The organism is Paenibacillus sp. P22 (assembly GCF_000469945.2).
GTDB classification, from domain to species: Bacteria; Bacillota; Bacilli; order Paenibacillales; family Paenibacillaceae; genus Paenibacillus_O; species Paenibacillus_O humicus.
Map to the genome: position 1 here is coordinate 1 of NZ_CBRA020000106.1, position 26,834 is coordinate 26,834.

The window sequence follows — 26,834 nt, forward strand, 5'->3', positions numbered from 1 at the left end:
GGCCGCTTCGCCGGCTCCCGGCCCCCTGCCGCTCAAGAGCGCGCTCCAACGCTCCGGAAGCCGCGAGCTTCCCCAGACAAACACGGCATCCTGCCCGCTCGGTCCGACTTCGCCGGTTTGGCATAAAGGAATGCCCAGACGCGTGGACAACGCGGCGGCATCGTCTTCCTGGCCGTCGCACCATAGCCACATCCTGCCAGCCATGGCATCGCCTCCCCCAGTGATTTGCCGCAGCCTCAGCTGGCCTTGACGCTGCAATTCGCCCTGCACAAATAAAGCAGGAAGAAATTATGCGCTAGCCCTACAAAAAAAGAGGGCTTTCGCCCTCGAATTCCTTCGTATGCCTGCATACCCTGCAGTAAGAACCTTGAGGCCCGGCTTTACAGCTCGTCGTCGAGAAGATCGGGATCCAGGTCGTCGAAGCCGCTGTCCCCGTCGTCAAAACCATACTTGCCGTCTTTGCCGTCAAAGTCGTCGCAGCCGCCCGGAACGACCGCTACGCATACTTTGGTTTCGGCAATCATCTCGACCGCGAATTCGCGTTCGACCCGCACGACTACGGAAGAGCCGTTCGAAGAGATATTCGCTTCGATGCAGTTGGGCTCTTGCGTCGATTCAGCCGAAACTTCCTCCGTGGCTGCCCGGTGCTTCGGGTCCACGTAGGAGAGAGGGATGTTTTCGACATAAGAGACCGTTTCCTTCGCTACGTCGGTTTGAGAGTTTTTGTTGTACGAATACCAGATGTTGATGTCGTAAGATCCGACGACCTCAATGCCGTCCCCCGACCGAACCGCTTCATACTGGTGGTTGATGACCCAAGCGCCCAGTATGCTGGTGGGGCGGTGAGGGGGCGTGACGGTATGCGATACCGTCGAGAACTTGCGACCTTTACCGCAGACAGCTTTCGTGATGATTTCTCTAGTCTGAAGCTGTTTATCTGCAATCGTCATTTCTTAACCTCCTCCATACAATCATTCCTTACAAGTGTATGCAGGACATTCGTCTAGGGTGACTCCTTCTTTTCCGGGCGCCGCAACGAATTTTCCCTGATTCATTGTATGGGGCAGGCATGGAGAAGATGACACCGCGCGGCAAATTATTCCCGGGACGCCCCGCTGACGGGGCTGCCGCCGGCATTGCGGCGCTTTTTGTGCCGGCTTGCCGTATCCAGGAAGCGTTCAAGCTCCAGGCACAGCTGAAGCAATGCCGAGCGGGCCTCGAATTCGTCCCGCGTCCGGGGCAGCTCCATCGTCCGGTAGTGCCGCCGCAGCTCGGCCAGCGCGAGCCGGGTCCGGTCTTCATAGTAATCCGACGAGATGTCGCCTTCGATCTTCTCGAGCAGCTCGGCCAGCAGCTCGCCTTGGGGCAGACGCCCGTATACATACGATAGAAGCTGAAGCATCGCAGCGAGGCTCTCCAGCTGACGCCTGCGCATGGCAAAATAAACGGTCCAATAAAAGTCCGGCTCCCAGGGCCGGTTATGCTGTTCCCGCTGCGCCCTTCCCTCTCCCTCGGCGACGTCGTCCTCCAGCTCCAGCAGCTGCGACCCGCTCCAGACACGGCCGGGATCGCGAAGGACCGCGGCCATTTCGGCGAATATCTCGCCGAACTTCCTCTCGACGGAGGTCCGAAGCTGCTGCAGCCGCTTCGTCTCCCCGGGCATGTAGATATGGTTGAACAGCGCCGACCATCCGAGACCGACGAGCAGCAGAAGCAATTCGTTCAGCAGCAGGCCGCCCGTAACCTCCCCCGCGCCATATACGTGGAAGACAAGCACGCTGCCCGGCACGATGCCGTCCCGAAGGCGGAGCCTCGACAGCAAGGGAAATACGAGCAGGACATAGATGGCCGCCGTCCAGATCCGGTATCCGATCAGCTCGAACAGAGCCGAAGAAACCAGCAGCGCGATGACGCCCGCGGCCAGCCTTTCGAACAGGCTGCGGAAGCCTTTGCGCCGGGTCGTCTCGACTCCGAGTATGGCGAGCACCCCGGCGAACAGCGGCTGCGTCAGGTCCAGCAGCTGGGCCGTCCAGATGGCAGCCGCAACGGCAGCAGCCGTTTTCACCACTCTAAGCCCGATTCCTTTCACAGCCATTTCTCCCTGCCTTTCGATTCCGATTGACGCGCAAGCCGGCTTCTGCGGCTTGGGCGCGGCGATTATGGGCATCCGCGCTTGCTCCCGCGGGATGCGGGGCGGGAGGATGGCCGCTGCCGCTTGCCTTGCAGCGGCATGCGGCAAGTTCGTCCGTCCTCCCGCCTCCCCATGAAAAAAAGCGCTTCGGCCAGCCGGGCTTCCGCCCGGATGCCGCCGAGGCGCCATGCCTGTCGTATCATCCTAGACCTTCCTGCCCGGCACGTCAATTGCAGCCGCGCAGCCCGGATCCGCCGCTTCTTCTCCGCTCCGGATGCCGGCCCCCGATGCAGCAGTCGGCCGGGAATCTCCCCCTGCGCGTTCCGCCCTCGGGAGGGCGGCTCCATTCTCGCCGCTCCCTATTCCGAGGCTGCTTCGGTTCCAGCCCTACGACGGCTCTCTCCCGCCGGATACGAGCTTCTTCTCCAGCAGCGCGACGCCCTGGTACATCAAGGTCGCCGCAGCCGCGATCACGACGAGCGTCGACAAGACGAGCGTGAAGTTGAACACTTGGAAGCCGTAGATGATCAGGTAGCCCAGCCCTTCCTTGGCGACCAGGAACTCGCCGACGATGACGCCGACCCATGCCAGGCCGACGTTGACCTTCAGCGTCGAGATGATGACCGGAAACGATGCCGGCAGGATGACGAGCCGGAACAGCTGCAGCCGCGTCCCGCCGAGCAGCCTCACGACCTTGACGAGGCCGGGCTCGCTGTCCCGGAACCGGTTGTAGATGCCGATCGTCGTCACGATGACCGTCATCGACAGCGTCACGGAGAGAATCGACAGGAAGCCTTGGCCCATGGCCACGATGAAGATCGGCCCGAGGGCGACTTTCGGAAGGCTGTTGAATACGACCAGATAGGGATCGAATACTTTCGATACGAACGGGAACCACCACAACAGCGCGGCAAGCGCTGTCCCGATCAGCGTCCCGAGGACGAATCCCGCCGCCGTCTCCGCCACAGTGACGCCGACATGCGGCCATAACGTGCCGTCCGCGCTCGAGGAAGCAAGCTGGGCGGCGATTTTGGTCGGGTAGCTGAAGAGGAGCGGATCGATCCATTTCAAGCGTCCCGCCGCCTCCCATAGGAGGACGAATGCAGCCAGCAGAAGCAGCTGCACCGACAGAACGGCCGCTCCGATGCTCCGCTCGCGGCGGCGGTAGGCGGCATGAAGCGCCTTCAGCCATCCTGCCCGATCATCACCGCCATGCGGTCCGCCATTGTCTTCCGGAGAAGCCGCTTCCTTGTCTCCGCCTGCCGGATGACAGGCTTTGTCGTCACTCATGAGACCCACCTTCTCTTTCTCCGGCGTTCAGTTCTACCCACAGCGCATCGAACAGCGCCTGAAAGGAAGGATGCTTGCGCGCCTCCGTCGGCGCCAGCCTCCTGATAGCCTCCGGCACGGCGATTTCCTTGCGGATGCGTCCCGGATTGCGGCCGAGCACGATGACCCGGTCGCTCATCGCCGCCGCCTCGGCCAAGTCATGGGTGACGAGCACCGCTGTCTTGCCCAGCTTGTGCAGCGTCGCCTGCACGAGATCCTCAAGCTGCATCTTGATATGCATATCCAGAGCCGAGAACGGCTCGTCGAGCAGCAGCACATCGGGCTCCGGCGCCAGCGTCCTCGCCAGCGCCACCCGCTGCCTCATGACCGCCGGACAGCTGGGCCGGATAGCGGTGCTCGAAGCCCTTGAGCCCGGTCAGCTCGATCAGGCTCATGACCCGCTCGCGGATCGCGCTTTTGGACAGCTTCTTGACCTTCAGGCCGAAGGCGACGTTGTCAAAAACGGTCATATGCTTGAACAACGCGTAATTCTGGAACACGAAGCCGATGCCTCTCTCCTGCGGCGGCTGATCGTTGACCCTATTGCCGTGAATGATGATATCGCCGGAGGTCGGCGACTCCAGACCGGCCAGCATGCGCAGAATCGACGTCTTGCCGCCGCCGCTCGGGCCCAGCAGGCCGATGAGCTGCCCCTTCTGGATGCCGAAGCTGACATCCTGCACCGCCTGAAAGTCTCCAAAGGACTTGGTCAAACCCTTTACCTCAATATGCATGATCATGCACTTCCCTTCGCTAGCCGGCTTCCGTTCGAGCTGCTTATCGATAGAATATTCCTATTAGGTTACTTGGTATTAATGCTAATGTAGCAGAAGCCTTCCTTTCCCGTCAATGGATATGTCAGATCGAACGGCAAAATAGGCCAGGCTGGGCGAGCATGGTTCCAAACATGCAGAGCTGCAAATGCTGCGTTGCATATGGCAGCGCCATTTCGGCAGCGCCAAAAACGCCTGTCCAAATGGACAGGCGTTTCCGGTTAAAACGATTTCTATGCGGCTTCATTCCGTCTTCTCGGTCACGTAAAGCTCTTCGCCGCCCAGGATGACGCTCTGGCCCTGGGTCAGATCCGTCATCCACGCTGTGAAGCGCTCCGCCTCCGGGGAGGCCGGCAGGCAGCGGACCCGCACGCGGTCGGTGAACTCGACGCCGTCCACGAGGATGCCTCTGGCATGCAGCTCGTTCTCGAGCTTGCCGTACCAGGTGTAGTCCACGTCGACGAAAACCTCGCGGTGAAGGACATTCGTAATCGGGCCGGCTGCCTCGATCGCAGCGACGGCTCCATCCGTATAAGCCCGGATAAGGCCGCCCGCGCCGAGCATGATGCCTCCGAAATAGCGGGTGACCACGATCGCGACGTTTTTCAGCCCCTGGTTCTTGATCACCTCGAGGATCGGCTTGCCGGCGGTGCCGCTCGGCTCCCCGTCATCCGACTGCTTCTGGAATTCGTCCCTCTCGCCGACGATGTAGGCGGAGCAGTTGTGCGTGGCATTCCAGTGCTGCTTCTTGATCTCCTCGATGAAAGCGACCGCTTCGGCTTCGCTCGCGACGGGCCGGCCATGGCCGATGAAGCGGGATTTCCTGATGACGATTTCCTTGACGCCGGGCTCCCTCAGCGTCTTGTAGCGTTCAAGCATGGAATAGGAAGCGGTCCAGGCGGCCCTTACAGGCGCGCTTCGAGCTCCGCTTTTTCCTTCTCGTAGCCCGGTTTGCCGAGCAGCGCGAACATGTTCTTCTTGTACGCTTCGACGCCCGGCTGGTCGAACGGATTCACGCCGAGCAGGTAGCCGCTGATGCCGCAGGCTTTCTCGAAGAAGTACACCAGGTAGCCGAAGGTGTACGGCGACATATCCTTGATGCCCACGACAAGGTTCGGCACCTGGCCGTCCGTATGTGCCAGCAGCGTACCCTCGAATGCTTTTTTGTTGACGAAGTCCATCGTCTTGCCCGCAAGGAAGTTCAGGCCGTCCAGATCGTCCGTATCGGCTTCGATCTTGATCTGCTCGGTCGGTTCGCCGACTTGGATGACGGTCTCGAACAGGTTGCGGTTGCCCTCCTGGATGAACTGGCCCATGGAATGCAGGTCGGTGGAGAAGTCGACGGCAGCAGGGAAGATGCCCTTATGGTCCTTGCCTTCGCTTTCGCCGTACAGCTGCTTCCACCATTCCGACACGAAGTGGAGGGAAGGCTCGTAGTTGACGAGAATTTCGGTCGCTTTGCCTTTGCGGTACAGGGAATTGCGGGCCGCGGCATACTGGTAGGCCTCGTTCTCATGCACGTTTGGATTGCTGTATTCCTTGGAAGCATCGGCTGCGCCTTGCATGATGGCGTCGATGTCGATGCCGGCAGCGGCGATCGGCAGCAGGCCGACAGCCGTCAGCACGGAATAGCGGCCGCCGACGTCATCCGGAATAATGAAGGATTCGTAGCCTTCCTCGGTCGCGAGCTTTTTGAGCGCGCCGCGAGCGGCATCCGTCGTGGCGTAGATCCGCCTCCGCGCTTCCTCCTTGCCGTATTTCTTCTCCAGCTCGCCGCGGAAGACGCGGAAGGCGAGAGCAGGCTCGGTCGTCGTGCCGGATTTGGAGATGACGTTGATCGACCAGTTTTTGCCCTCAAGCGCCTGAAGCAGGTGAGTCACATAAGTGGAGCTGATGTTGTTGCCGGCGAAGAAGATCTGCGGGCCCTTGCGCTGTCCGTCCGGCAGAATGTTGTAGAAGGAATGCGACAGCATCTCGATCGCAGCGCGAGCGCCCAGGTACGAGCCTCCGATGCCGATGACGACGAGCGCCTCGGAGTCGGATTTGATCTTTTCGGCGGCCGCCTTGATGCGGGCGAATTCTTCTTTATCGTAAGCGTTCGGCAGGTCGATCCAGCCCAGGTAGTCGGAACCTGCTCCGGTTCCGTTGTGCAGCTGCTCGTGCGCGAGGCGGATCGGGCCTTCGAGATTGTCGATCTCGTTCTGGCCAAGGAATCCAAGCGCTTTGCTGTAGTCGAATTGAATGGTTTTGCTCATGACTGGTACAGCCTCCTCATCTCGTTCGGGTCTTTATGTCGTCTTCTGGCAGCGGCGTGCCGCGCCGGACCCATACGCCCTCAGGCATGTCCTAAGGATACTGGATTACGGTATCGAAGACAAGCAACCGGAGACTCCTTCATGCAAGATTCACGAAGCCCGTAGTAGTCCGCTGGAGGCAGGCTTATGGTATGATGAATGTGGTTTCCGCCTCTGCCGCAGCGCAGGCGCGGATCAGTACGAAGAAAGTCGGTGAATCGCCATGACAAAACCTTCGATCGCCTTTATCGGCCTCGGAACGATGGGTGCCCCGATGGCATCCAACCTGCTGAAAAAAGGATTCGCGGTCTCCGTATGGAACCGGACGCCCTCCAAATCGGAGGAGCTTGCCGCCGAAGGCGCGCGCGCAACGCAATCGCCCGCCGACGCTGTCGCCGAAGCGGATGTCGTCATCACGATGCTGAGCAACGATGACGTCGTGCGGGAGCTGTACCGCGGAGAAGGCGGCATTCTCGCCTCTGTCCGTCCAGGCACGGCGCTGGTGGACAACAGCACCATCTCCCCCGCCCTTGCCCGGGAGCTGGCGGATGCGGCGGTAGAAGCCGGATGCGGCTTCCTCGACTGCCCGGTTACGGGCAGCAAGCCCGCTGCCGTAAGCGGCACGCTCGTGTTCATGGTCGGCGGCGAAGCCGAGCTGCTGGAGCGCGTTCGTCCCGTTCTGGAGGCGATGGGCCAGAAAATCGTCCATCTCGGTCCTTCCGGCAGCGGCTCGGTAGCCAAGCTCGGCCATAATGCGATTGTCGGCATCAACAATCTGGCCCTCTCCGAAGGCCTCTCCATCGCCGTCAGCGGAGGCCTCGATCCCGCCAAGTTCCTGGATATCGTCAAGGCCGGAGCTGCGGGCAGCAAGGCGGCGGAGCTCAAATCGCCGAAGCTGCTGGAGCGCGACTACAGCGTGCAGTTCTCGCTGGCACTCATGCTCAAAGACCTCAAGCTTGCTTCCGCTTTGTCGGACGGGCTCAGCGTGCCCACCCCGATGCTGGAAGCGGCCAAAAGCCTGTTCCAAGCCGCGAACGCGGCCGGATATGGCGACGAGGACCTGATCGCGGTATCGCGTGTGTACGAGCAATGGATCGGCCGCGGGCTCGACGGCGGCGAATAAACGGACCCAAACAGGCTCCAGAGCGGCTATGCCGCCCTGGAGCCTGTTTGGTTTTCAATTTCAAAACGCAGGAGGCCTGAAGGCCTGCGCTAGGCGCAGCCGCGCCAGGACAGCGCGGCCGTGAGGCTTTGAGCTGCCAGGATCGCGCTTAGCGAGACGCAGACGGCCCTGCGCTTAGCCAGGCTAAGCCGACCTGCGAAGCAGGCGGAACCCTTCCGTAGAAGCGTCAGCGTTCGCCTTTGAAGACGGATTCCTTCGCCTGCCTATACAATCAGGGAATCCGGCTTCAACCGCGATCGGAGGAAGGGTCCGCACGCGCAGCCCGGGAGGCCCTGCCTGTACTTGGCAAGGCGCAGCAGGAAGCTGCCCGCGCTTATTCGCTAATATAGCTGCAGCAGTAATCCGTCACGCCGAGCACCTCGAGCTTGAAGCGGCTGTGCGCCGGCACCGTGAACTCGCCCTCGCCCTGGATATGAATCCATTCATCGGAGCCTGGAAGCTGCACCTTCAGATTGCCGGCGAGAATCTCCATGATTTCCTTGCTGTCGGTGCCGAACTCGTATTCTCCCGGCAGCATGATGCCGAGCGTCACTTTCGAACCGTCCGGAAGCAGCACGGTGCGGCTGGTGACTTTTCCTTCAAAGTAGACATTCGCTCTTTTGACAGCGGTAACGTTTTCGAATTGGGACATGACGGTATGAGCTCCTTCATTAGGTAATGGAAATGATCAGGATGGATAACAGCTCCGTTCGGAGAGCGGCGAGGATCAATCCGTTCCCCCTTCACCGCTTTAGCATATCACATCAAATGAGAAACAAAAAGCCGCGGAAGGCAAAATGCCTGCCGCGGCTGACCGATTTCTTGACGGCTCGCCGGCAAGAATCGTAGATCGGTTTAAAGAAGCTCTTTGACCTTGCTCACGACGTTCTCGACCGTGAAGCCGTATTCCTTGATGACGCGGTCGCCAGGAGCGGATGCGCCGAAGGTGTTGATGCCGAGCACGGCGCCGCCGTCGCCGACATAACGCTCCCAGCCGAACGGATGCGCCATCTCGATGGCCAGGCGGGCTTTGACTTCCGGCAAAATGACGGAATCGCGGTAAGCCTTGTCCTGCTTGTCGAACAGATCCCAGCTCGGCATGCTGACGACGCGAGCCTGGATGCCCTCTTCGGCAAGCGCCTTCTGGGCGGCTACTGCAAGCTGAACCTCGGAGCCGGTGGCGATAAGCTGCACCTGAGGCTTGCCGTCGGCCGCATCGGAGATGACGTACGCGCCTTTTTTGATGCCTTCGCGGGCTTTTTCCGCAGAGCCTTCCAGAATCGGCAGGTTCTGACGGGTCAGGACGAGAGCGACAGGGTTCTTCGTATTCTCGACCGTGTAGGCCCAAGCCGCGGAAGTCTCGTTGCCGTCCGCCGGACGGAGCACCGTCAGATTAGGAATGACGCGGATGGACGCCAGCTGCTCGATCGGCTCATGGGTAGGGCCGTCTTCGCCGACCGCGATGCTGTCATGAGTAAGCACATACGTGACCGGCAGGCTCATGATGGCGGCGAGGCGGACAGCCGGACGCAAGTAATCGGTGAAGACGAAGAACGTGCCGCCGAATACTTTGAGGCCGTGATGCAGCGCCATTCCGTTCATCGCCGCAGCCATGCCGAACTCGCGGATGCCGTAATAGATGTTGCGGCCTGCGTAGTTGTCGGCATGGAAGACCGGCAGATCCTTCAAATGCGTCATCGTGGAGCTTTCCAGGTCGGCAGAGCCGCCCAGCAGGTTCGGAACGTTTTTGGCCAGGCCGTTCAGCGCGTTGCCGGAAGCGACGCGAGTCGATACGGCTTTGTCCGAGGTGGAGTAGGCCGGAAGATCCTTGTCCCATCCTTCAGGCAGCTCGCCTGCGATGGCGCGCTCGAATTGAGCGGCGAGATCCGGATGAGCCGTTTTGTACTTGGCGAACAGCTCGTTCCAGGCCGCGTTGGCCTGCTCGCCTTTTTGCTTCACTTCGGCGAAATGGGCGCGGACTTCATCCGGTACGAAGAACGGCTCTTCCGATGCCCACTCGTAGAATTTCTTGGTCAGAACGGTTTCTTCCGCTCCGAGCGGGGAGCCGTGGGTGCTGCCGTGGCCGCCTTTGCCGCCCTTGTTCGGGCTGCCGTAGCCGATCATCGTCTTGACCTCGATCAGGGTCGGCTTGCGCAGCTCGGCTTGTCCCTTCGCGATGGCCTCGGCCAGCGCATCCAGATCGTTGCCGTCTTCGACGCGCAGCACCTGCCAGCCGTAGCCCTCGAAGCGCTGCTGGACGTTTTCGGAGAAGGAAAGGCTCAGCTCTCCGTCCAGCGAGATGTTGTTGGAATCATACAGCATGATCAGCTTGCCGAGCTGCAGATGGCCCGCCATGGACGCCGCTTCGTTGGAAATGCCCTCGGAAAGGTCGCCGTCGCCGCAGATCGCGTACGTGAAGTGGTTCACGATGTCGAGGCCGTCCTTGTTGTATGTGGCGCCGAGCTGCGCTTCCGCCATTGCCATGCCGACAGCCATGCCGATGCCCTGGCCGAGAGGTCCGGTCGTGGCGTCGACGCCTGCCGTATGGCCGTATTCCGGATGGCCCGGCGTTTTGGAGCCCCACTGGCGGAAGTTCTTCAGGTCGTCGATCGACAGGTCGTATCCCGACAGGTAAAGAAGGCTGTACAGCAGCATCGAGCCGTGGCCTGCGGACAGGACAAAGCGGTCCCGGTTGATCCAGGTCGGATTCGCCGGGTTGTGGTTCATCGCTTTGGCGAACAGCTGGTAGCCCATCGGTGCGGCGCCCATCGGCATGCCGGGATGGCCGGAGTTGGCTTTCTCGACCGCATCGATCGAGAGCGTGCGAATCGTCGTAACGGATAGATGGTCGATGGTTTGTTGGGTTGTAGCCATATTTTTTCTCCTCCTAATATCGGACGGTGCGTTTCTCCTGGTCTTGCCTGTTGAACATCTTATCGGAGCTCAAGCCCCGCGGATGTGAAATATTGTACCACTCAGCTTGTATCATTTCCATCTGCTCCATGCTTTTAGCCGGATGAAGGTTTCATGAAACGGCGGAGAGAATCAACCGTGAAAGACGACGGTTTTGTTCTGATGGACGAGAATCCTGTCCTCGGCATGCCACTTCACGGCCCGCGCCAGCACGACCCGCTCGATCGTGCGGCCGATCCGCTTCAGGCTCGGCACGTCGTCCCGATGGCTGACGCGCTGCACGTCCTGTTCGATGATCGGTCCTCCGTCCAGCTCTTCGGTCACATAGTGGGCCGTCGCCCCGATGATTTTGACGCCGCGGTCGTAGGCTTGCGCATAGGGCTTGCCTCCGACGAAAGCGGGCAGGAACGAATGGTGGATGTTGATGATTCGGTTCGGGAACTGCTCGATCACTTTAGGCGATACGATCTGCATATAACGGGCGAGCACGATGAGATCCGCATTGCGGCCGATGATTTCCAGCTGCTTGCGCTCCGCCTCGGCTTTCGTCTCCGCCGTGACCGGAACGTGATGGTACGGAATGCCGAACGATTCAACGAGCGGCTGCATGTCGGGATGATTGCTGATGACCATGGCGATATCGACATCGAGGTCGCCCGCCTGCCACTGCCAGAGAAGCTCAAGCAGGCAATGGTCTTCCTTCGAGACAAATACCGCCAGCCTTTTCTTGCGGCTTGCCCTGAAGGTATGCCACTTCATTTCGAAGCGGTCTGCAACCCGGGCGAAATCCTCCTGCAGAACCGGAAGCTGGGCGTCCATGTCGCTCAGGTCGAATTCAAAGCGGATGAAGAACATGCCTCCCTCCGGATTCATCGTATATTGGTCGGATTGGACGATATTCGCTCCGTGCTCGTACAGAAACTGGGATACCGCGGAGACGATGCCCGGCCGGTCCGGACAGGAAATAAGCATGCGCGCGCGTCCGGATTTGGACGGGGCGTCGACAGAAGAGTTGGTTGGCAATGGCATGAGAGAATTCTTCCTTCCGTGTGTATAATGCTGACGATTCACAGCGTGCTTCGGCCGGATATTCGCTGATGCGATGCACTCCAGCACTAAAGCAGCCGGCTGCAAAATCAGGCAGGAAAGGCTTCTCTCCTGCCTGATGGCTCTTTGTGATTTTGATGCTTCGCAGCCAGCCCGCTTTCATCATTCTTTTTTGGAATTTTGGAAACGGGATGCTGGCGATGATGTCCGTCGATCAAGCGTTGACGAGAACCTGTTTGCCGGCGAACCAGAACGTTATCAGCTTGTTCAGCTCTTCTTCGGTCAGATCGGCAAATTCGCCGCCTTCGCGGGCCAGATCGTAGAGGCGCTCCAGCGGCTCGCGAGGATCCGCCTTGCGTGCCTTGGCGTCGCCCTTGAGCGTCTCCCACACCGAGAGCACGTACGTGCGGCGGTCGATCTCCTGCTTGCCGAGGAAATGATGCAGGCGCTCCAGCTGGTCGAAGAACCGCTCTCCAAAGCGCTCCATGCCGTCTCCGCGAAGCAGGGCGATCTCGGCGTCGTACATCGGACGCTGCTTCTTGGCATCCTTGCCGATCCACGGCGTTTCGAGAATGAAAGGCCTTCCCGCGAGCGCCTCGTGATGGACGATCGCTTGGATCGCGTCGTAGCCGAGCCAGCCCGAGCCGATCGGGGTATGGCGGTCCTTGCCGGAACCGACCGGATTTTTCGTATCGTTGACATGGACGACAGCGACCTTGTCCAGGCCTACGATCCGATCGAACTGCTCGAGAACGCCGTCCAGATCGCCGGCAAGATCGTAGCCGGCGTCATTCATATGGCAGGTATCCATGCACACGGTAAGGCGATTGTTGGCCGATACCTTGTCCATGATCTGGGCAATTTCCTCGAAGGAGCGGCCGATTTCCGTCCCTTTGCCCGCCATTGTTTCCAGTGCGATGTTCACGTCGGTCTCCTCGACTCCGGAAAGAACTTCGTTCAGACCTTCCGCGATACGGTTGATGCCGAACTCGGCATCCTTGTCCGTGTAGGCGCCGGGGTGCAGAACGATGTTGCGTACGCCGATGGCATGCGTGCGGCGGATTTCCTCCTGGAGGAAGCGGACCGCCAGCTCGAACGTATCCGGCTTGTAGGAGCCGAGATTGATGATGTATGGAGCGTGAACGACGATCTCGCCGATGCCGGCGCTCTCCATGAGAGCCCTGCCCTCTTCGATATATAGCGAATCGATCGGCTTGCGCCGGGTGTTCTGAGGCGCGCCGGTATAAATCATGAACGAGCTGGAGCCGTAAGAGATGGCTTCCTGTGCAGCCGTGACGAGCCCCTTGTCGCTGAACGACACATGGGATCCGATTTTCAACATGCTTGAGCTCCCCTTTATAAGCATTTGTCTTGCGTGAAATCATTCCTGCAGGAATGAAGTCATTCATGTCATCGCCGAACGATCGCTTGCCCTTAATTGCAGCTGGAACCGTTCAGCTCGTATAATCAGTCTTATTTTACAGGGTGCGTCGAAATAAATCTAGGAATAGGCTATAATTTGGATGAGGTGACATCACTACGATGAAAAATGCTCCGGATTGGTTTATGTACATGATTGTGTTTTGGGCATTCGTCATGATTGGAGCCATGTCGATCGGCGGCTTCTTCATGTTCCGCAAGTTCCTTAAGGTTCTTCCCAAAAAAGACGGCAAGTCGAAGCTGGACTGGCAGAATTACTGGGTCGACCGCAGCCGCAGCCTGTGGACGGACGATTCCAAGGCGCTGCTGGACGAGCTCGTCGCTCCGGTGCCGGGACCTTTCCGCGATATAGCGAAACATTCCATCGCCGCCCAGATCGGCCAGGTCGCGGTAGAGAGCGGAGCCAGCGAAGTAACCCGCAGCCACTGCATTGAAGGCTATATCCGCGCCACTCCGAAGCGGGATTACAGGAGCCTGGTCACGTTCTTGAACAAGCAGGGCATCGACTATTCGGCCTACACGCATCTGCTCAATCGTTGACCGATTGGTTCCGGCTGCTCCGGGGTAATGGGAACTACTTGAACGAACCCAACGGAGGTGCTTCACCATGAACCCGATTCAAAAACGCCAAAAGGGAGCCCGCTCGCTGAGCCTGGCTCCGGCAAGCCTTGCCTTGATGTCGATGCTCATGCTCGCATCGGGCTGCGGCGCGAAAAGCGATGCTCCGGCCAATGCAAGCGCAGCCAACAATGGCGGAGTCGTGGACTCCTCGCAAGGTGTGTCGCCTGATTCCGTCGGCGATCCCGTTGCCGAGGCAACTCCATCTCCGGACAAGGACGGCAGCATGCCCAAGGACGATCCAACGACCCAGTCCCAGGAGCAAAAAGGTTCCGGTACCTATAACGGTCTTGCCGACGGTCATTCCGTCGAGATCACGACAGATACGGACACGGTCGTCTTCCAAGCCGCCACGGATCAGATCAAGACGCTCCAGGATATCGAGACCGGCGAGAAAGTGGACTTCACTTATATTGTAAAAGAACTCGATACGGACAGCAGCGGCAAAGTCCAGCAGCGCTGGATCACATCCATTCAAAAATCTTCTTGACGGAGAGGCGGCCTGGTGCGCGCGATGAAGATTGCTATTGCGGGAGGAAGCGGATTTATCGGACAGGCGTTGACGAAGGCGCTGACTGAACGAGGCCATTCAGGATGGATATTGACCCGATCCCCCAAGGGGAAGGCTTCCACCGGAACCATTCCGGCAGGAAGCTTTTCTTCTGTGGCTTGGGATGAAGCGGAGAACAATCCCTCCCTGCTGGAGGCGTCGATGCCGTCGTGAATCTAGCCGGCTCCTCCATCAGCCAGCGATGGACAGCCTCGGGAAAACAACGGATCTTGAACTCCAGGCTGGAAACGGCCAGCAGGCTGGCAAGGATACTCGGCAGCCTTCCCGCCAAACCTGCCGTACTCATCAACTCATCCGGAGTCAATGCTTACGGCAACTCCAGCGAGGAGACGTTTACCGAGCAGAGCCGGGTACGCTCCATGGATTTCCTTTCTTCCGTCGTGCAGAAATGGGAGCACGCGGCAGCTTCCATTCCTGCGGAGCGAACCGTGTATCTCCGAACAGGCATCGTTCTGGACCGAGACGGAGGCATCCTGCCCAAAATGCTCCTGCCCGTCCGATTATTCGCAGGAGGCCCTCTCGGCAGCGGCAAGCAATGGATTTCGTGGATCCATCTCGAAGACATCGTCCGAATGATCGTGTTCATTCTGGAGACGGCAACGATTGAAGGCCCCGTCAACGCATCGGCCCCGGAGCCGGTTCGCAACGAAGCCTTCTTTAAAATCGCCGCTGCCGCCATGAAACGGCCTTACTGGTTTCCTGTGCCGGCTCCTCTGATCAAGCTGGCTCTCGGGGAGCAGTCGGCGCTGCTTCTCGAAGGACAGCGCGTCATTCCCGTCAAAGCTCTCGAAGCCGGCTTCTCGTTCCGATATCCGACGCTAGAAGCCGCTATGGAAGAACTCCTTTAACGAGGAGCTGCATATTCATAGGAATAACCATTGACCCCCGCAAGCTGGAGAACATCCCCGTTCTCCAGCTTGTAGCTTTTATAAGGGACCATCGGCCTTCCGTTGAGAAGTGATCCGTTGCGGGAGCCGAGATCCTTGGCCAAGCATCCGGATGGACCTGCCTCCAGCTCCAAATGAATTCTTGAGACCCCGTGAGAGCGATCCACTACGGCTACTCTTCCTTCCGCACGCCCGATCTGATTCCGCGACTCGCTGAGCTCAAGTATTTCGGAGCTTCCATCCTTGGACCGGAGCAGCATATGAGGAAATGAATTGCCCTTCTTCGCAACCGTTCCGCCGCTGGCGCCCAGCCATACGGTTTTGTCCGCAGGCGGCGCATCGGGCAAAACTTCATCAAGGGGATGGCTTGTCCCATCGCCGCCATGAACCCCATCGGAAGAAAACCTCGCTTGGATGTCATGTCCAGGGGAAAGCGATTCCAGCCTGCTGCCGACAGCCTGCTCGCGAAATTTTGGCTTGGATGAAATTTCGAATGGCTTGATTGTAATGTCTAATGGCTCGCCGGATGGCTTGTCGGATGGGTTATTGGACGGCCTGTTGGATGGGTTGTTGGACGGCCTGTTGGATGGGTTGTTGGACGGCCTGTTGAATGGGGTGTCGGATGGCTCTTTGAGTGAATTATGGGAATGAATCTCGGATAATGATGGCATCCAGCGCCGGCCAGATCCCAGCTTCCCTGAATCCGGCACGAAAAGCAGACCGGCTTCCGCTTCCGCTTCCTCCATCCGTTCCACACCTATGCCTCCGCCCCTGCCCCAGAGCCAGATAAGAACGCCAGCAGCGACAGCAGCCGCTCCGCAGCAAAGGAAGAGAGAACGATTGCCGGGATCCGGCATGTAAATAACCTTCCAGGGCAAAGCTGCAGCTGCGACAACAGCGAGAGTGACGATTCCTTTATTCGGTTTGCTTTGTCCTTTGAACCGCGACGAATCCGCTTTTGACAAGCTGGAGGCTTCATCAGCCTCTGCAGAGCCTTTCCGCTTGCCTGGCCGCGCATCGGGACTGTGAACAAAAGCTGCCTCACCTCCGTCACGCTGCCCGGAAAACAAATCATTTCGGTCTGATCTTTGTCTCAGATCCGAGACCTTCTCATCCCCCCACCTCAGCGGCTCTCTTACCGCTGTGCCGCTCCATCCGGCAAAACCTTGCCGTCCTATTCGGTCGAGACTAATTGGAAAGCGCTCTTCCCCATCCGCCCCGGTGCGCAAGGAAGCCTCGCCGCTGGTTGGCACGGATGCGCAAGCTTCTTCATCAAAGGAGGCTGCATCCAGCAGCAGGGATCTGAGATCAGTCATCGGCACATTGTCATCTCCTATCGCCTGCATCAGCGCAGCGAGCCGTCCATCGGGCTGAACGGCTGCCGAGGCGCGGGCTGCCAGCGCCAGAAAGCGGATGCGCAGGGGAGGAGCCGATTGGGGGAGAGAAACGAGCGGCAGATAGACCAGTCCGATATCGTCCCAGCTGTCGCCCACGAAAATACAGCTCTCATCCAGCACCAGGTTTTCCGGCTTGAGCATATAAGGGCGGCACTCCTCACAAATGGAAGCGACCGCCAGCATCAGGCTGTAGAATTGGGCGGCATCTCCAGCTCCTTCAGTCAGCTTGTGCTTCAGCATTTTTTTGCCGCCAAGCTTGTAGCGGAAGCGGACTTGTCCATTCCACATTTGCCATTCGACAGGAAGCAGGCCCGGCGGGATGCTGCTCTCCAGCATAGCCAGCTCAACTTCATCCAACTCTTCCCGAAGAATGCCTCCTTCCGCGGCAAGAAGCATTTCATGCTCCCGGTTCCATTCAAAATCCGCCTGAAGCGGTCCCATGCTCAAACCCTCCTTCGAATCAAGATAGCCATAATGTCATCAAGCCGGGGAGGACGGCCAGCATGAAGGGAAAGCGGACCGGCGACGTTGCCTCTCCTCCGTCGGCTGGTTCAGCTGCGGCAAGTACGGGACTCGGCAGCCCGTCTTTGCCATTGTTATCCTCCGGCTTTTGGCTTGAACGAGAATGGGGCGATTGGCCTGCCGTCCACGCTAGGACGGCGGCTTCGCCGGACAAAGCCTGCGTACCGGCCGCTGCTTTTCGAATTCTGGAGATTCTCCTCGCTATCAGGAACGCTGCCCCTCCGAGGCCTCCGTACAAAAAGGAATACAGCATCAGTTCCGTAACCGCCAGCCAGCCCAGCCATGCGCCTGCCGCGCCGAAAAGCTTGACGTCGCCGGCACCGATTCCTCCACATGCGTATAGGGCTAAGAGGGGAAGAAATCCCGCAGCCATTCCCACAGCCGCATGCAGCAAACCTTCCATCCCGGAATCGAGCGCATGCAGAAGAAAGCCGGCCGGAGCGAATGTCAGCGGCAGCCAGTTCGGAATTCTCATGCTCCGGATATCCGTGCCGAAAGCAATGCCTACCAGCAGGAAACATCCCCATAGATTCCATGCTTCCATTTGAATTTCCCCTCCTCAAATCTGCGAAGGCCGAATCAGCCAAAGCCTTTTTCACGCCTTTTTTTTGCCTTTTTCAGGCCTTTTCATGTCTTATTCATCCCTTTTTCTGGACTATGAAGGGCATGGATGCCGAGGCGCCGTCCGAAGTCGTGACCACGACTTCCCATTGTCCGGGAGTCGTATTGCCGGATACGAGCCAGGTCCATTCCACATGTCCCGAGGCATCCGCCATCTGCGTGCCCACGTGTTTGGATACGCTGTTGCCGCTTTTGTAGCGGACTTCCAGCGTGACCTGAGCTCCGGGAGAGGCGACCGCTTCAAGAGTGGCTTTGCGTCCGGGCCTAGCCGGAATCGGATAAAGCTCTGTTATTTGGACTGTCGAGGAGGAATCGGGAACACCGGCTCCGCCTTGGGATGGAAGCGGGTCCGGTATCCATACCCTCTCGGCCGCCGTTCGATGCAGGATGATTTTTTTGCCCAAAAAAGGAACTCTGATCGGAAACTCATACTCGGCCTCCAGCTTCAGAAAGCCGCTCTCTCCCCCTTCGAGATCCGGAAGAGAGAGGCTTGCCAGCGAGATTCTCGAAGGCTCCAGCGGCGTATCCTCCGCAGCCTTGCGCAAAAAAGGCTCGAACACTGCAAGGCCGACAGGCTCAGCGGCCATATCGGCGAGCGCCTTCCAGTCTCCCTGGAGCACGGCTGAGGCAAGCTCTCCTGCCGGATCCGGCAAATATGCCGCTGCCTCGGCAGCCGCCTGCCTCCAGTCGGGAAGCTGCGGCCGCGACGGGGAATCCACCTTCCGGACCGACTCGGACGTAGACTCATAGCCCGCATCTATAGAGTCTTTCGGAGCCGATTCCGGGAGCTTGCTTCCTTCCTGCTGAAGCAGCAGCATCGCCGGTCGGATATGCGCCGCCGTCTGTCGAGCCGCCCGATCCGCGGCTGCCTGAAGCGCAGTCTCGGCTGCCGAAAATTGAACGAATGCGGCCAGCAACACCAGGAACAGCAGCAGGACGGGCATGACAAGCGCGGCTTCCAAAAGGATGGAGCCTTCTTCGGCTCGTGCGGCTCCATTCATTCGTGGAGACTTGCTCCCCCTTTCCAAGGGAATGCGAGGAGAAGCGGGCTGCCGCCAAGGAGCCGAACAACGAAATCTCCTGAAGGGTTTCAGTAGGACCAGCCTGCTCGCGTAGACCATTCATACCGTCCTCCATCTCCATGTTCAGGGCCGCCTCTGCCAATCAGCCTCGCTGCTCCCGTCAGGAACCACAGCCGCATGGAAGCCTGCACCTCCACCGTCGCGCCTGTCGGCACGGAAGCCAGATTCGTCCCCGTGTTGAGCTCGATGATCGCTATCATCCGGCTGAGACGGGAATCTTCGGAACCATGCAGCAAATAAAACAGCCTCAAGTAATCCAAATAGGACAGCTCTGCCGGAACATATTTGGATATAGGAGCCTGGCCGGTTGCAAGAATCGCTCTCACATCCCCGATTGCTTCTCTCAATCCATAAACCGCAGCCATCGCCAGCACCAGCAGCGGATGTCCGGCTGCGCGACTCTCGATCAATCCCTCCATGGTCCGGACTGCCAGGCGGAAAGCAAACAGCTCGCCGTATGCGGCTCCAAGATTTCCAGATGGATGGCTGAAGCCATATAGGATGTATTCCATTTCCTGGTTTTCCAGCGATGTCATAGCCGTCAAAGCCGGATCTTGCCGGACTCCTTCCCCGTCTTGCCGCCGGGGTTCTCCGGCGGGTCCGCTCAAGCCCGAAATCAGGCTCTCGAGCATGCGCGGGTCCGCAAAGCTGAACCGCTGGGCTGCATACTGCGCCGTGAACAGCCGCTCCCCGCCTTGGGACAGCAAAGCCCCCATTCCGGAGAATACGCCTCCAGCCAGCTTTTGCGAGCCTATTACGGCTTCATCGGCTCCGCCGCTGCCAAAGACTCCTTCAAACGATGATTTGTCCCCGCCGGCCTTTCCATTGCCGGCCTCGTCAGTGCCGTCTCCCTCTTCCTGCAGCCGATTGAAGTCCATGCTGGCCTTGAACAAGCTGTCTGCATGGCGGAAAGCTTCCAAGTCCTCCTCGGTTCCCTTCAATCCTTCCACTGCATTCAGCAGCTGCTCTGCTTCCCTCCAGAGTGAAGCGGCTTTCTTCTTTTCAGCTTTCCGCTCTTCTTTTCGGCTGTCCGCATTGCCGATGCTCCTGGCCTGTTCGGCCAGCATAACGCCTGGCGCGATCCATTTCTCCTCATAAGATCTCCATTGGCGGTACAGCTCTTGCTCATGAATGGACAAACGGCTTGCCCATGACACCGAACGCTCCTCCAATGCCCGACGAAGTCCGATTGCCGCAGCTTGAGCAGATGAAGAAAGGCTGCGGAAATTGTCGCGCTGCTCCAGAACGTTTTTTTCCGCTTGGGAAAACCAGTTCTCTCCAAGCAGCATATCCGATGCGCCATCGAGCACGGACACCGTTCCAGGAACGGAGCCGGCGGCAGCAGAGCTGCCGGCTGGCAGCCGGTAGGATGAATTCCCGGCCCCATTGCGCCCATCCAGTACGGCTTTCATCTCAAGCTCCGCCCTCCTGGCTGCTTCAAGCTGTCCTAAAGCTTCATCCAGAACGGAATCATGGCTTCCAGCTGCATCCGCAGCCAGCTGAAGCTTCGCGGACAATGCCGCGGCTCTGCTTTCGTAGCTCGCAATTTCGGACGAATGGGAATATGGCGGCGGCAATGAAATCGGCGCTGCGCCCGGACTGGGCGACGGAAGGCCAGCAGCCGCCTCCTGCCATGCTCGGGCTGCCGCTTCATCCAGAGAAATCCATTCCAAATAAAGAGGATATTCGGCAGATATCGAATGGAGCTCAGATGCTTCCGCTCCATTCGAGCCTCCCGTTCCGATCAAAACGCCATAGCCGCTTCGGCTTGCATGATTCGCTGCCGTTTGCTGCTGCTTCAGCATGTTCTCAAGCGCTTGCTGCCTCCTGTCGAATGCTTGCTCGAGACTTCCCAGCTTATCCACGGCGGCAGCCGTTTGACCCATCGCTTCGGAGAGCGGACGGAACTTATCGATCAGCTCCAGCGTCAGATCGATAGGGGCTTTGTATTTCATCTCCTGCATGATCTGACGGCCGAAGATGCGGCGGTCTCCCAGAAAAGCCGCAGGCTGCACCGAGCTTCCGGAAACCTCCATATCAAGCCATTGCAACCGGATGGAATCGCCGGGAGCATTACGCCCCGAGCCGGTTGCGAGACCAAGCTGCACCGCTTCGGCCAGCAGCGCTCCGCCGTCGGTGCCTCCGCGGCCGAACAATCCGTATCGCTCGTAGAGCGCCTCATCGTAAGCGGACAAGACGGAGCGGACGCCGGTCTGCGCCAAGCCTTCAAGCTTGTGGCGGAAGGAAGAGATTCTCGAATAGTCAATCAATACCGCCATCAACAAAAGCAGAGCTGCCGAAGCTGCGCATGCCCAGATCGTAACAGCGCCTTGAGTGCCGTCTTCCGGCAGCCTTTTTTTGCGACAGGCTTCTTCATTCCTATTGGGCTCCTCCATAATTCTGCAGCACCTTTCCGGCCTTGTCCGGGGAGATATCCTCCGAAGTTCGGAATTTCGCCGTGTAGTATCGGACAAGATCGATCGAACGGATAAATTCGACCGGGTCGGAAGGCTGAGCCTTGGCGGCCGCGCCGATCTTCCTGCCGCCCGGTAGATCAATCGGAACAGAAGGATAAAGTCTTGTCTCGATCATGCCGTGCACGCCGCGCAAGTAACGCATCTCTCCCGTCCATGATTCGTTCAGCCTATCGCCTGCCTTGGCGAGCTTGACGGCAGGCAGATCATAAGGTACGGCGCCTCGGCGGTCCAATGGGTAGGCCGATATAGACTCCGCCGGCTGGCCCATATTCATCATGCCTCGTAGAAGTCCATCCTCCGTCAGCCTCCAATACAACCCGTCGTCTTCGCCTGCCGGCGGCAGGCCCGAAGCCGCATCGCGCCTGCTGTTGTCCCAGCGGAAAGCCGCCGCTTCGGATGCCATGACCGCTCCGGAGTAGAAGACTCCTTGCTGAAAAAGGTACAAAGCAACGATGAAATACAGAAACAAGGCGCCGAAAAGCAGCGGGAAGACGGTGCTCGCCTCCAGCGTAAAGCTTCCTCCGGTGGAGCTGCAGAGCTTACGGATACGGTCATTCAAAGATCGTATTGGCCTGATCATCCGCTTTTCCCATTAGATTATTGATCAGCTCGATGATCCAGTCCTTGAACAATAGCGCGATAATAATGACGACAGCGATAATCAGAATGACCTCCAGCGTACCGAGACCGTCCTCCGACCTCCCGAATTTTTTTGCCGCCTTTTTGCAGCTGCACCATACTGCTGTGCTCATCCAGACCGCCTCCAATTAATGTAATGTTGACCATAAAAGATTCGTTGCCTAAAGTCAGTTCATCAGCAGCATCGCGGGAGCTCCGACAAGGACCATGAGCAGAAAGAAAATCCCTGTCAGCGGAAACACCAGCTTGGAAGAAGCTTCCTCTCCGCGAATGCGGGCCAGGCTTTTGCGTTTCTCCCACAATGGATGGGAGATCTCGCGCAAGGATAGAGCGAGCTGTTCGCCGCCGCGACGATAATTGAGCAAAAGCACCGTCGTAAAGACCGACACTTCCTGAACGGCGCAGCGGCGGCTGAACGCTTCCATGGCGGCGGCGAACGACAACCCGTTGCCCATGGCATGGACGGCGCGTCCCAGCTCTGCATGCAGCAGCCTCTCCAGACCTCCTCCTGCCTCGCAGGCTGCGCATCTCGCCAATGCTTTCTGCATCGTTTCTCCGGCTCCGACGAGCAGCATCAGCTTGACCAGCAAGTCAGGCAAGGCAAGCAGCAAGGCTTGTTTTCGCTTGTTCAGGGATTCCCGGATGCCCCGGATCCTGGAGGCCGGAATCAGCGCTCCGCATGCAAGCCCCAGCCAGGCGACAGCCTGCTCTCCGGCGGCAGCGGCGAGCAGCAAGCCGGCCAGAGCGGCCCCGCATCCTTGTAAGCAAGCCAGAGCCAGAAAGTGCCGGGTACGGTCCGGAGTCCATGCTTCTCCATTCAGGATGATCATGGAGGCGTGCAAGCCCGCTACATGCTCCTCGATGCGCGGCATCAGTCCGGCCTCTTCCACCGCCTGGAGCAACGCTGGGGCTCCGAAGCAAGCGGCAAGAGCCGGCTTGTCCCAGCGGAGCAGGACAGCAGGCAGCGGCCTGCCGCCGGCCGCCGCATGCCTCCACGCGGCGGTCAGCCATGCGGAAGCCATCAATCCAGCCATCCATAATGTCCACATGGATTTATTCCTCCTTTTTACAATCGGATAGCCATGATCCTCATCATCAGCCACCCGCATGCCGCCAGCATCAACAAGGCGGCTGTAATCACGATATACCCTTCAGGCGCTGCGTAAAGGGGGGGCCATATAGTCCGGCGCCGAACCGTGCAGAAAAGCCATGAAAGCGAAGGGAACGCCTGTCATGATTCTGGCTTCGAAACGCTTGCGGGAAATCATGACATCAATCTCCTGGTTGATTTCGATTTTCTCCCCGATCGTTTGGGAGGTGCGCCGTATGATCTCGATCAGGTTGCCGCCTGTCCTCTTGCATGTAATGAAAACGTCGGCGAACTGCCGGATCTCCTCCACCCCGGACCGCGAGGCGAAGTCGGCAAGCCCGGCCTCCAGCGGGTCGCCGTTGCCGCATCGATGCCGGATCGCTTCCAGCTCGAGCATGAGATCGGAGCGAGACTCCGGGTACATGAGACGCAGGTCGTCAAGCGAGGCGAAAAAAGCGTTCTCTACCGACCTCCCGGCCGCTAGAGAGGATGACAGCGAAAACAGCATTTCCTTGAATTGCAGCCTAAGCTTGGCTTGGCGTCTGCGCCGCAAATAGTCCCTGTATTTCCTCGGGACCAGAAGCCCCGCAATTGAGAAGGCGGCGGCGGCCGGTACGGACAAATAGAACAAATAAACGGCGGCGAATACTGCCGTGAACCCCGCTCCCGCGGAAACGGCGAATTGCTTGCGTGTCAAGGAGAAGACGGAATAATCCGGCAGCCGGATGCGGCAGGCAGATTGTGATCTTGCGGGCTCCCAGCCGAGCCGGGCTGCCAGCAGCCCCGCCTTGACGGGATCAATTCTTTTCAGGCGGCTGTTCAACTGCTGACACCCCCGCTTCTATCGGATCGAAACCGCAGCGAACCCATTTGTCCATGCGGGCCAGCGGAATGGGCAGCCGTCGGAGCCGGCCTCTCCCCGCTCCATCCTCATACCGGAACAAGGTCTCCAGCTGGATGTCCCCGTCCTTCATTCCGGTCACCTGCACGACTTCCTGCACTTTGCGGGAATGATCGCGCATCCGGGACAAATGAACGATGATATCCAGCGCGGAAGCGAGCTGCTGCCGGATAGCCGCGAGCGGAAGCTCAGCCGCACCGCTCAATACCATCGTCTCAAGCCGGCTCAGCATGTCCTTGGCGCTGTTGCTATGGCCGGTACCCATGCTTCCCGAGTGCCCGGTATTCATGGCAGCCAGCATGTCGAGCGCTTCGGCTCCTCTCACTTCCCCGACGATGATCCGATCCGGACGCATGCGCAGGGAAGCTCGGATCAGCTGTCTCATCGGAATCTCCCCCTTCCCCTCGGTATTGGCATTCCGCGTCTCCAGAGACACCAGGTTCGGAGCCTTCAATTGAAGCTCAGCCGAGTCCTCGATCGTGATGAGCCGCTCATCCGGCGGGATGAACCTGGACAAGGCGTTCAGAAAGGTCGTTTTGCCCGTACCGGTGCCGCCGCTGATGAAAAGGTTGAATCCCGCTCGGACCAGCTGCGCCAGAAATGCTGCCGCTTCCTCGTCCAGACAGCCGGCCGCGATCAAATCGTCCATGAGCAGAGGCTGCTTGGGAAATTTCCGTATCGTCAGAACCGGGCCCTGCAAGGCTATCGGCGGCAGCACGATATGAACTCTTGATCCATCGGGCAGGCGCGCATCTACAATCGGGGAGGATTCGTTGACGACCCGGTTAACAGCGGCTACGATCGATTGGATGAGATCCTCCAGCCGCTCGCGGCTCTCGAAGGAAAGAGGCAGGCATTCCAGCTTGCCGGACCGCTCCGCAAAAATCGTCTCGTGCCCGTTGATCATAATCTCCGTAACCGAGTCGTCATTCAGCAGCGGCTGAAGCACATCCAATCCCCGGAAGGAATGATAGAGCCGCTTGACCAGCGCCAGCCTGTCGGTAGAAGTCAGTCTGGCGCCTCCCGGCCATTCGGCCACAGTCGCCTCTATCGCCGCCGTCAATCCCGAGTCGCTGATCTCTCCGCTCATGTCGACCAGGGAGCGGACCCTGGAGCGAAGCGAGGCGATTTCCTGCCGCAAGTCTTGTTCCCGGACATAACCAGGGCTGCCTGTCCCGTATCGTGCGCCAGCCTCGGAGCGGTTCATCCGGCAAGCTCCGGAAGCATTCGCCGCAGAAGCTGCCGCACCGTGTTGGCATAAGCGGGACTTACGGTCCCGCCCTCGCGGTATTGGGCCATGACGGGAAGGGCAGCCGCATAGTCTAGCTGCGGATCCCTGGCGGCCGGCCCCCGGCCGCCCGTCAGCTCCGCCGCTTTCTGCGGCCTTGCCATGGCTTGCACGAACAAAACCTTCCGCTCTTCCATCCTGAGCCCGTCCGGGTATGCTCTCGCCGCGTAGTCCAGCGCCGAGCGAGTTTTCGCGATTGAGGATTCCGATGAGGGGACAAGCCAGACGATGCGGCCGCTCCGCTGCCAGATCGATGCAGCGGCCTCGTCCAGCCGGCTGTCCATATCCGCTACGATGAAATCGTAAAACCCGCCGCCGGCAAGAAAATCGAGCAGCAGGACAGCATCCTCGCCGGTCATGGCCAGCCGTTCCTCCGGTCCCGGAGACGGCGGGAAATAGTCGCATTTCACCGCGCTGCTGAACGTACGGATTTGCCCAAGCTGCCGGGCCGCATCCTGCTTGCCCGCCTTGAGGCAGTAAAGCAGCCTGCCGACTCCTCCTTCCATTTCGGGGGTGCTGGAGCCTGAGCCCAGAAAAACCTCCGAAGCCTCCCATACCTCGAAGTTGAGGTACAGCACCCGCTGGCCCTGCGCCGCCGCTTGCCGGGCAAGCTCTATGGAAAGCACCGTCTTGCCCTGCCCTCCTGCCGGATCGTAGACGGCTGCTACAAACGCTCTCCCGTCTGCCGATGTCCTGAGCGCATCTGTCCCCGCATGCACCGCTTCCATAGATGCGATCAGCTCCGGAAGCGGTCTGAACTGAAGCAGCTCCGGATGTCCGCCTCCCTCCCCCCGCCTTCTGACAAGAACAGCCAGCCTGGAAACCGGACAGGCTTTCTCGGCTTCATGGATGAATGCGGGCTCGACCAGAACCAGATCTAACGGATACCCTCCCTTCAAATAACCGCGAAGACTATCCGGCGTCGTGCAAGCCGTTACCCGCCATCTGCCGCCGGGCATATCCCGCATATATTCGCTTAAGCGCCTGGCGTACTCGCCGTCGGCAGCCAGAATAAGATCAAGCTTTCCCATGGAGTCCTCCTTCATGGAGACGCAAAAAAGCACCGCAAACGCAACAGGGGGTACCCTGATCGTTCGCGGTGCTTCCGCATGACCAAAATTTAGTTGAATTCACTATATCACGGAGATTAAAATCCCGTCAATCTTCTTTCTCGTCAGCCTTTGGCGGAGAGGCTGGCCTGCATCTTGTTCCAGTCAGCCGTAAATCTCTCGATGCCGATATCCGTCAATGGATGCTTCCACAGCGACGGCAGCAAGGAGCCCGGGATCGTAGCGATATGCGCTCCGGCGACCGCAGCCTGCTTCACATGCTCCAGATTGCGCACGCTGGCTACGATGATCTCGGTCTGGAACTTGTAATTGTTGATGATCGTCGTCAAATCACGCACAAGATCCATGCCCGTCATGCCGATGTCGTCCAGCCTGCCGACGAACGGACTGATGAACGTCGCTCCCGCCTTGGCCGCCATGAGCCCTTGAGCGGCGGAGAATACGAGCGTCACATTGGTTTTGATTCCTTTTTGGGAGAGTGCATGGGTCGTGAACAGGCCGTCTTCCGTCAGGGGGACCTTGATGACGACGTTCGGCGCCMGAGGGAGTCGGAGGGGAGTCAGACCTACAGATGGAAGAGCA

26 protein-coding genes and 1 pseudogene are annotated in these 26,834 nt (G+C 59.2%); 5 read left to right on the forward strand and 22 right to left on the reverse strand.

What is annotated here, in order from left to right; genetic code table 11:
• The 7 genes and pseudogenes from BN871_RS15270 to BN871_RS15300 all read right to left on the reverse strand — a co-directional run.
• Positions 1-204, reverse strand: a 204-nt coding sequence (locus BN871_RS15270) for a hypothetical protein (protein ID WP_048747074.1), incomplete at its 3' end; no start/stop codon positions are given.
• 176 nt (positions 205-380) lie between these two features.
• A complete protein-coding gene (locus BN871_RS15275) occupies positions 381-950 on the reverse strand; it encodes an outer spore coat protein CotE (protein WP_021882315.1) in 570 nt (189 codons plus the stop codon).
• A 146-nt stretch (positions 951-1,096) separates the two neighbouring features.
• Positions 1,097-2,167, reverse strand: coding sequence for an aromatic acid exporter family protein (locus BN871_RS15280; RefSeq protein WP_232313094.1), 1,071 nt, complete (start codon positions 2,165-2,167; stop codon positions 1,097-1,099).
• A gap of 351 nt (positions 2,168-2,518) precedes the next feature.
• Complete coding sequence (locus BN871_RS15285; RefSeq protein WP_083436468.1) at positions 2,519-3,421, reverse strand: ABC transporter permease; 903 nt, start codon at positions 3,419-3,421, stop codon at positions 2,519-2,521.
• A 124-nt stretch (positions 3,422-3,545) separates the two neighbouring features.
• Positions 3,546-4,194, reverse strand: a pseudogene (locus BN871_RS15290) (ABC transporter ATP-binding protein); the annotation flags it as partial.
• Between the two features lie 282 nt (positions 4,195-4,476).
• Positions 4,477-5,112 (reverse strand): YigZ family protein, encoded by a 636-nt coding sequence (locus BN871_RS15295; protein ID WP_021879475.1) that lies wholly within the window; start codon positions 5,110-5,112, stop codon positions 4,477-4,479.
• A gap of 26 nt (positions 5,113-5,138) precedes the next feature.
• Positions 5,139-6,488 (reverse strand): glucose-6-phosphate isomerase, encoded by a 1,350-nt coding sequence (locus BN871_RS15300; RefSeq protein ID WP_021879476.1) that lies wholly within the window; start codon positions 6,486-6,488, stop codon positions 5,139-5,141.
• A 262-nt stretch (positions 6,489-6,750) separates the two neighbouring features.
• Here BN871_RS15300 and BN871_RS15305 point away from each other — a divergent pair, with 262 nt between their 5' ends.
• Positions 6,751-7,650, forward strand: a complete 900-nt coding sequence (locus BN871_RS15305; RefSeq protein ID WP_048747076.1) for an NAD(P)-dependent oxidoreductase — start codon at positions 6,751-6,753, stop codon at positions 7,648-7,650.
• A gap of 373 nt (positions 7,651-8,023) precedes the next feature.
• Here the strand turns inward: BN871_RS15305 and BN871_RS15310 are convergent, their stop codons facing one another.
• The 4 genes from BN871_RS15310 to BN871_RS15325 form a co-directional block, all read right to left on the reverse strand.
• The gene (locus tag BN871_RS15310; protein WP_021879478.1) at positions 8,024-8,341 is read right to left on the reverse strand and encodes a pyrimidine/purine nucleoside phosphorylase; all 318 of its coding nucleotides are present in this window, start codon (positions 8,339-8,341) and stop codon (positions 8,024-8,026) included.
• 203 nt (positions 8,342-8,544) lie between these two features.
• The gene (tkt, locus tag BN871_RS15315) at positions 8,545-10,563 is read right to left on the reverse strand and encodes a transketolase (protein ID WP_048747078.1); all 2,019 of its coding nucleotides are present in this window, start codon (positions 10,561-10,563) and stop codon (positions 8,545-8,547) included.
• A gap of 171 nt (positions 10,564-10,734) precedes the next feature.
• Entirely contained in the window at positions 10,735-11,631 is an 897-nt protein-coding gene (gene purU, locus BN871_RS15320; protein WP_048747081.1) for a formyltetrahydrofolate deformylase, read from the reverse strand.
• Between the two features lie 232 nt (positions 11,632-11,863).
• On the reverse strand, positions 11,864-12,991 hold the full coding sequence (locus BN871_RS15325) for a deoxyribonuclease IV (RefSeq protein WP_048747083.1): 1,128 nt from the start codon (positions 12,989-12,991) through the stop codon (positions 11,864-11,866).
• Between the two features lie 200 nt (positions 12,992-13,191).
• Between BN871_RS15325 and BN871_RS15330 the strand changes: the two genes are divergently transcribed.
• The 4 genes from BN871_RS15330 (at position 13,192) to BN871_RS15340 (ending at position 15,126) form a co-directional block, all read left to right on the forward strand.
• On the forward strand, positions 13,192-13,629 hold the full coding sequence (locus tag BN871_RS15330) for a DUF2621 domain-containing protein (RefSeq protein ID WP_048747085.1): 438 nt from the start codon (positions 13,192-13,194) through the stop codon (positions 13,627-13,629).
• Positions 13,630-13,696: 67 nt separating this feature from the next.
• Entirely contained in the window at positions 13,697-14,197 is a 501-nt protein-coding gene (locus BN871_RS15335) for a hypothetical protein (RefSeq protein WP_048747087.1), read from the forward strand.
• 24 nt (positions 14,198-14,221) lie between these two features.
• Positions 14,222-14,431 (forward strand): NAD-dependent epimerase/dehydratase family protein, encoded by a 210-nt coding sequence (locus BN871_RS29125; protein ID WP_232313096.1) that lies wholly within the window; start codon positions 14,222-14,224, stop codon positions 14,429-14,431.
• Positions 14,428-15,126 (forward strand): TIGR01777 family oxidoreductase, encoded by a 699-nt coding sequence (locus tag BN871_RS15340; RefSeq protein ID WP_021879485.1) that lies wholly within the window; start codon positions 14,428-14,430, stop codon positions 15,124-15,126. Before BN871_RS29125 ends, BN871_RS15340 begins: the two co-directional genes overlap by 4 nt.
• Here BN871_RS15340 and BN871_RS15345 read toward each other — a convergent pair.
• From BN871_RS15345 to BN871_RS15395, 11 genes are all read right to left on the reverse strand, one after another.
• The gene (locus BN871_RS15345) at positions 15,123-17,003 is read right to left on the reverse strand and encodes a DUF6382 domain-containing protein (RefSeq protein ID WP_021879486.1); all 1,881 of its coding nucleotides are present in this window, start codon (positions 17,001-17,003) and stop codon (positions 15,123-15,125) included. The two genes, BN871_RS15340 and BN871_RS15345, sit on opposite strands and share 4 nt — an antisense overlap.
• A gap of 19 nt (positions 17,004-17,022) precedes the next feature.
• A complete protein-coding gene (locus BN871_RS26225; protein ID WP_021879487.1) occupies positions 17,023-17,628 on the reverse strand; it encodes a prepilin peptidase in 606 nt (201 codons plus the stop codon).
• 94 nt (positions 17,629-17,722) lie between these two features.
• Positions 17,723-18,706 carry a TadE/TadG family type IV pilus assembly protein gene (locus BN871_RS15355; RefSeq protein WP_048747089.1) on the reverse strand — a complete coding sequence of 328 codons (984 nt, stop codon included), beginning with the start codon at positions 18,704-18,706 and terminating at the stop codon, positions 17,723-17,725.
• An 89-nt stretch (positions 18,707-18,795) separates the two neighbouring features.
• Positions 18,796-21,183, reverse strand: a complete 2,388-nt coding sequence (locus tag BN871_RS15360; RefSeq protein WP_048747091.1) for a hypothetical protein — start codon at positions 21,181-21,183, stop codon at positions 18,796-18,798.
• Positions 21,167-21,823, reverse strand: a complete 657-nt coding sequence (locus tag BN871_RS15365) for a hypothetical protein (protein ID WP_048747092.1) — start codon at positions 21,821-21,823, stop codon at positions 21,167-21,169. The genes BN871_RS15360 and BN871_RS15365 overlap by 17 nt, the downstream gene beginning before the upstream one ends.
• Entirely contained in the window at positions 21,816-22,016 is a 201-nt protein-coding gene (locus tag BN871_RS15370) for a Flp1 family type IVb pilin (RefSeq protein ID WP_021879490.1), read from the reverse strand. The genes BN871_RS15365 and BN871_RS15370 overlap by 8 nt, the downstream gene beginning before the upstream one ends.
• 54 nt (positions 22,017-22,070) lie before the next feature.
• Positions 22,071-22,952 carry a type II secretion system F family protein gene (locus tag BN871_RS26230; protein WP_053086988.1) on the reverse strand — a complete coding sequence of 294 codons (882 nt, stop codon included), beginning with the start codon at positions 22,950-22,952 and terminating at the stop codon, positions 22,071-22,073.
• 102 nt (positions 22,953-23,054) lie between these two features.
• Positions 23,055-23,816, reverse strand: a complete 762-nt coding sequence (locus BN871_RS15380) for a type II secretion system F family protein (RefSeq protein ID WP_048747095.1) — start codon at positions 23,814-23,816, stop codon at positions 23,055-23,057.
• Complete coding sequence (locus tag BN871_RS15385; protein WP_083436470.1) at positions 23,791-24,984, reverse strand: CpaF family protein; 1,194 nt, start codon at positions 24,982-24,984, stop codon at positions 23,791-23,793. The genes BN871_RS15380 and BN871_RS15385 overlap by 26 nt, the downstream gene beginning before the upstream one ends.
• A 113-nt stretch (positions 24,985-25,097) precedes the next feature.
• The gene (locus BN871_RS15390) at positions 25,098-26,213 is read right to left on the reverse strand and encodes a hypothetical protein (RefSeq protein WP_048747097.1); all 1,116 of its coding nucleotides are present in this window, start codon (positions 26,211-26,213) and stop codon (positions 25,098-25,100) included.
• A gap of 143 nt (positions 26,214-26,356) precedes the next feature.
• Positions 26,357-26,834 (reverse strand): transaldolase family protein (locus tag BN871_RS15395; RefSeq protein ID WP_048747099.1); only part of this gene is annotated, 478 nt, incomplete at its 5' end.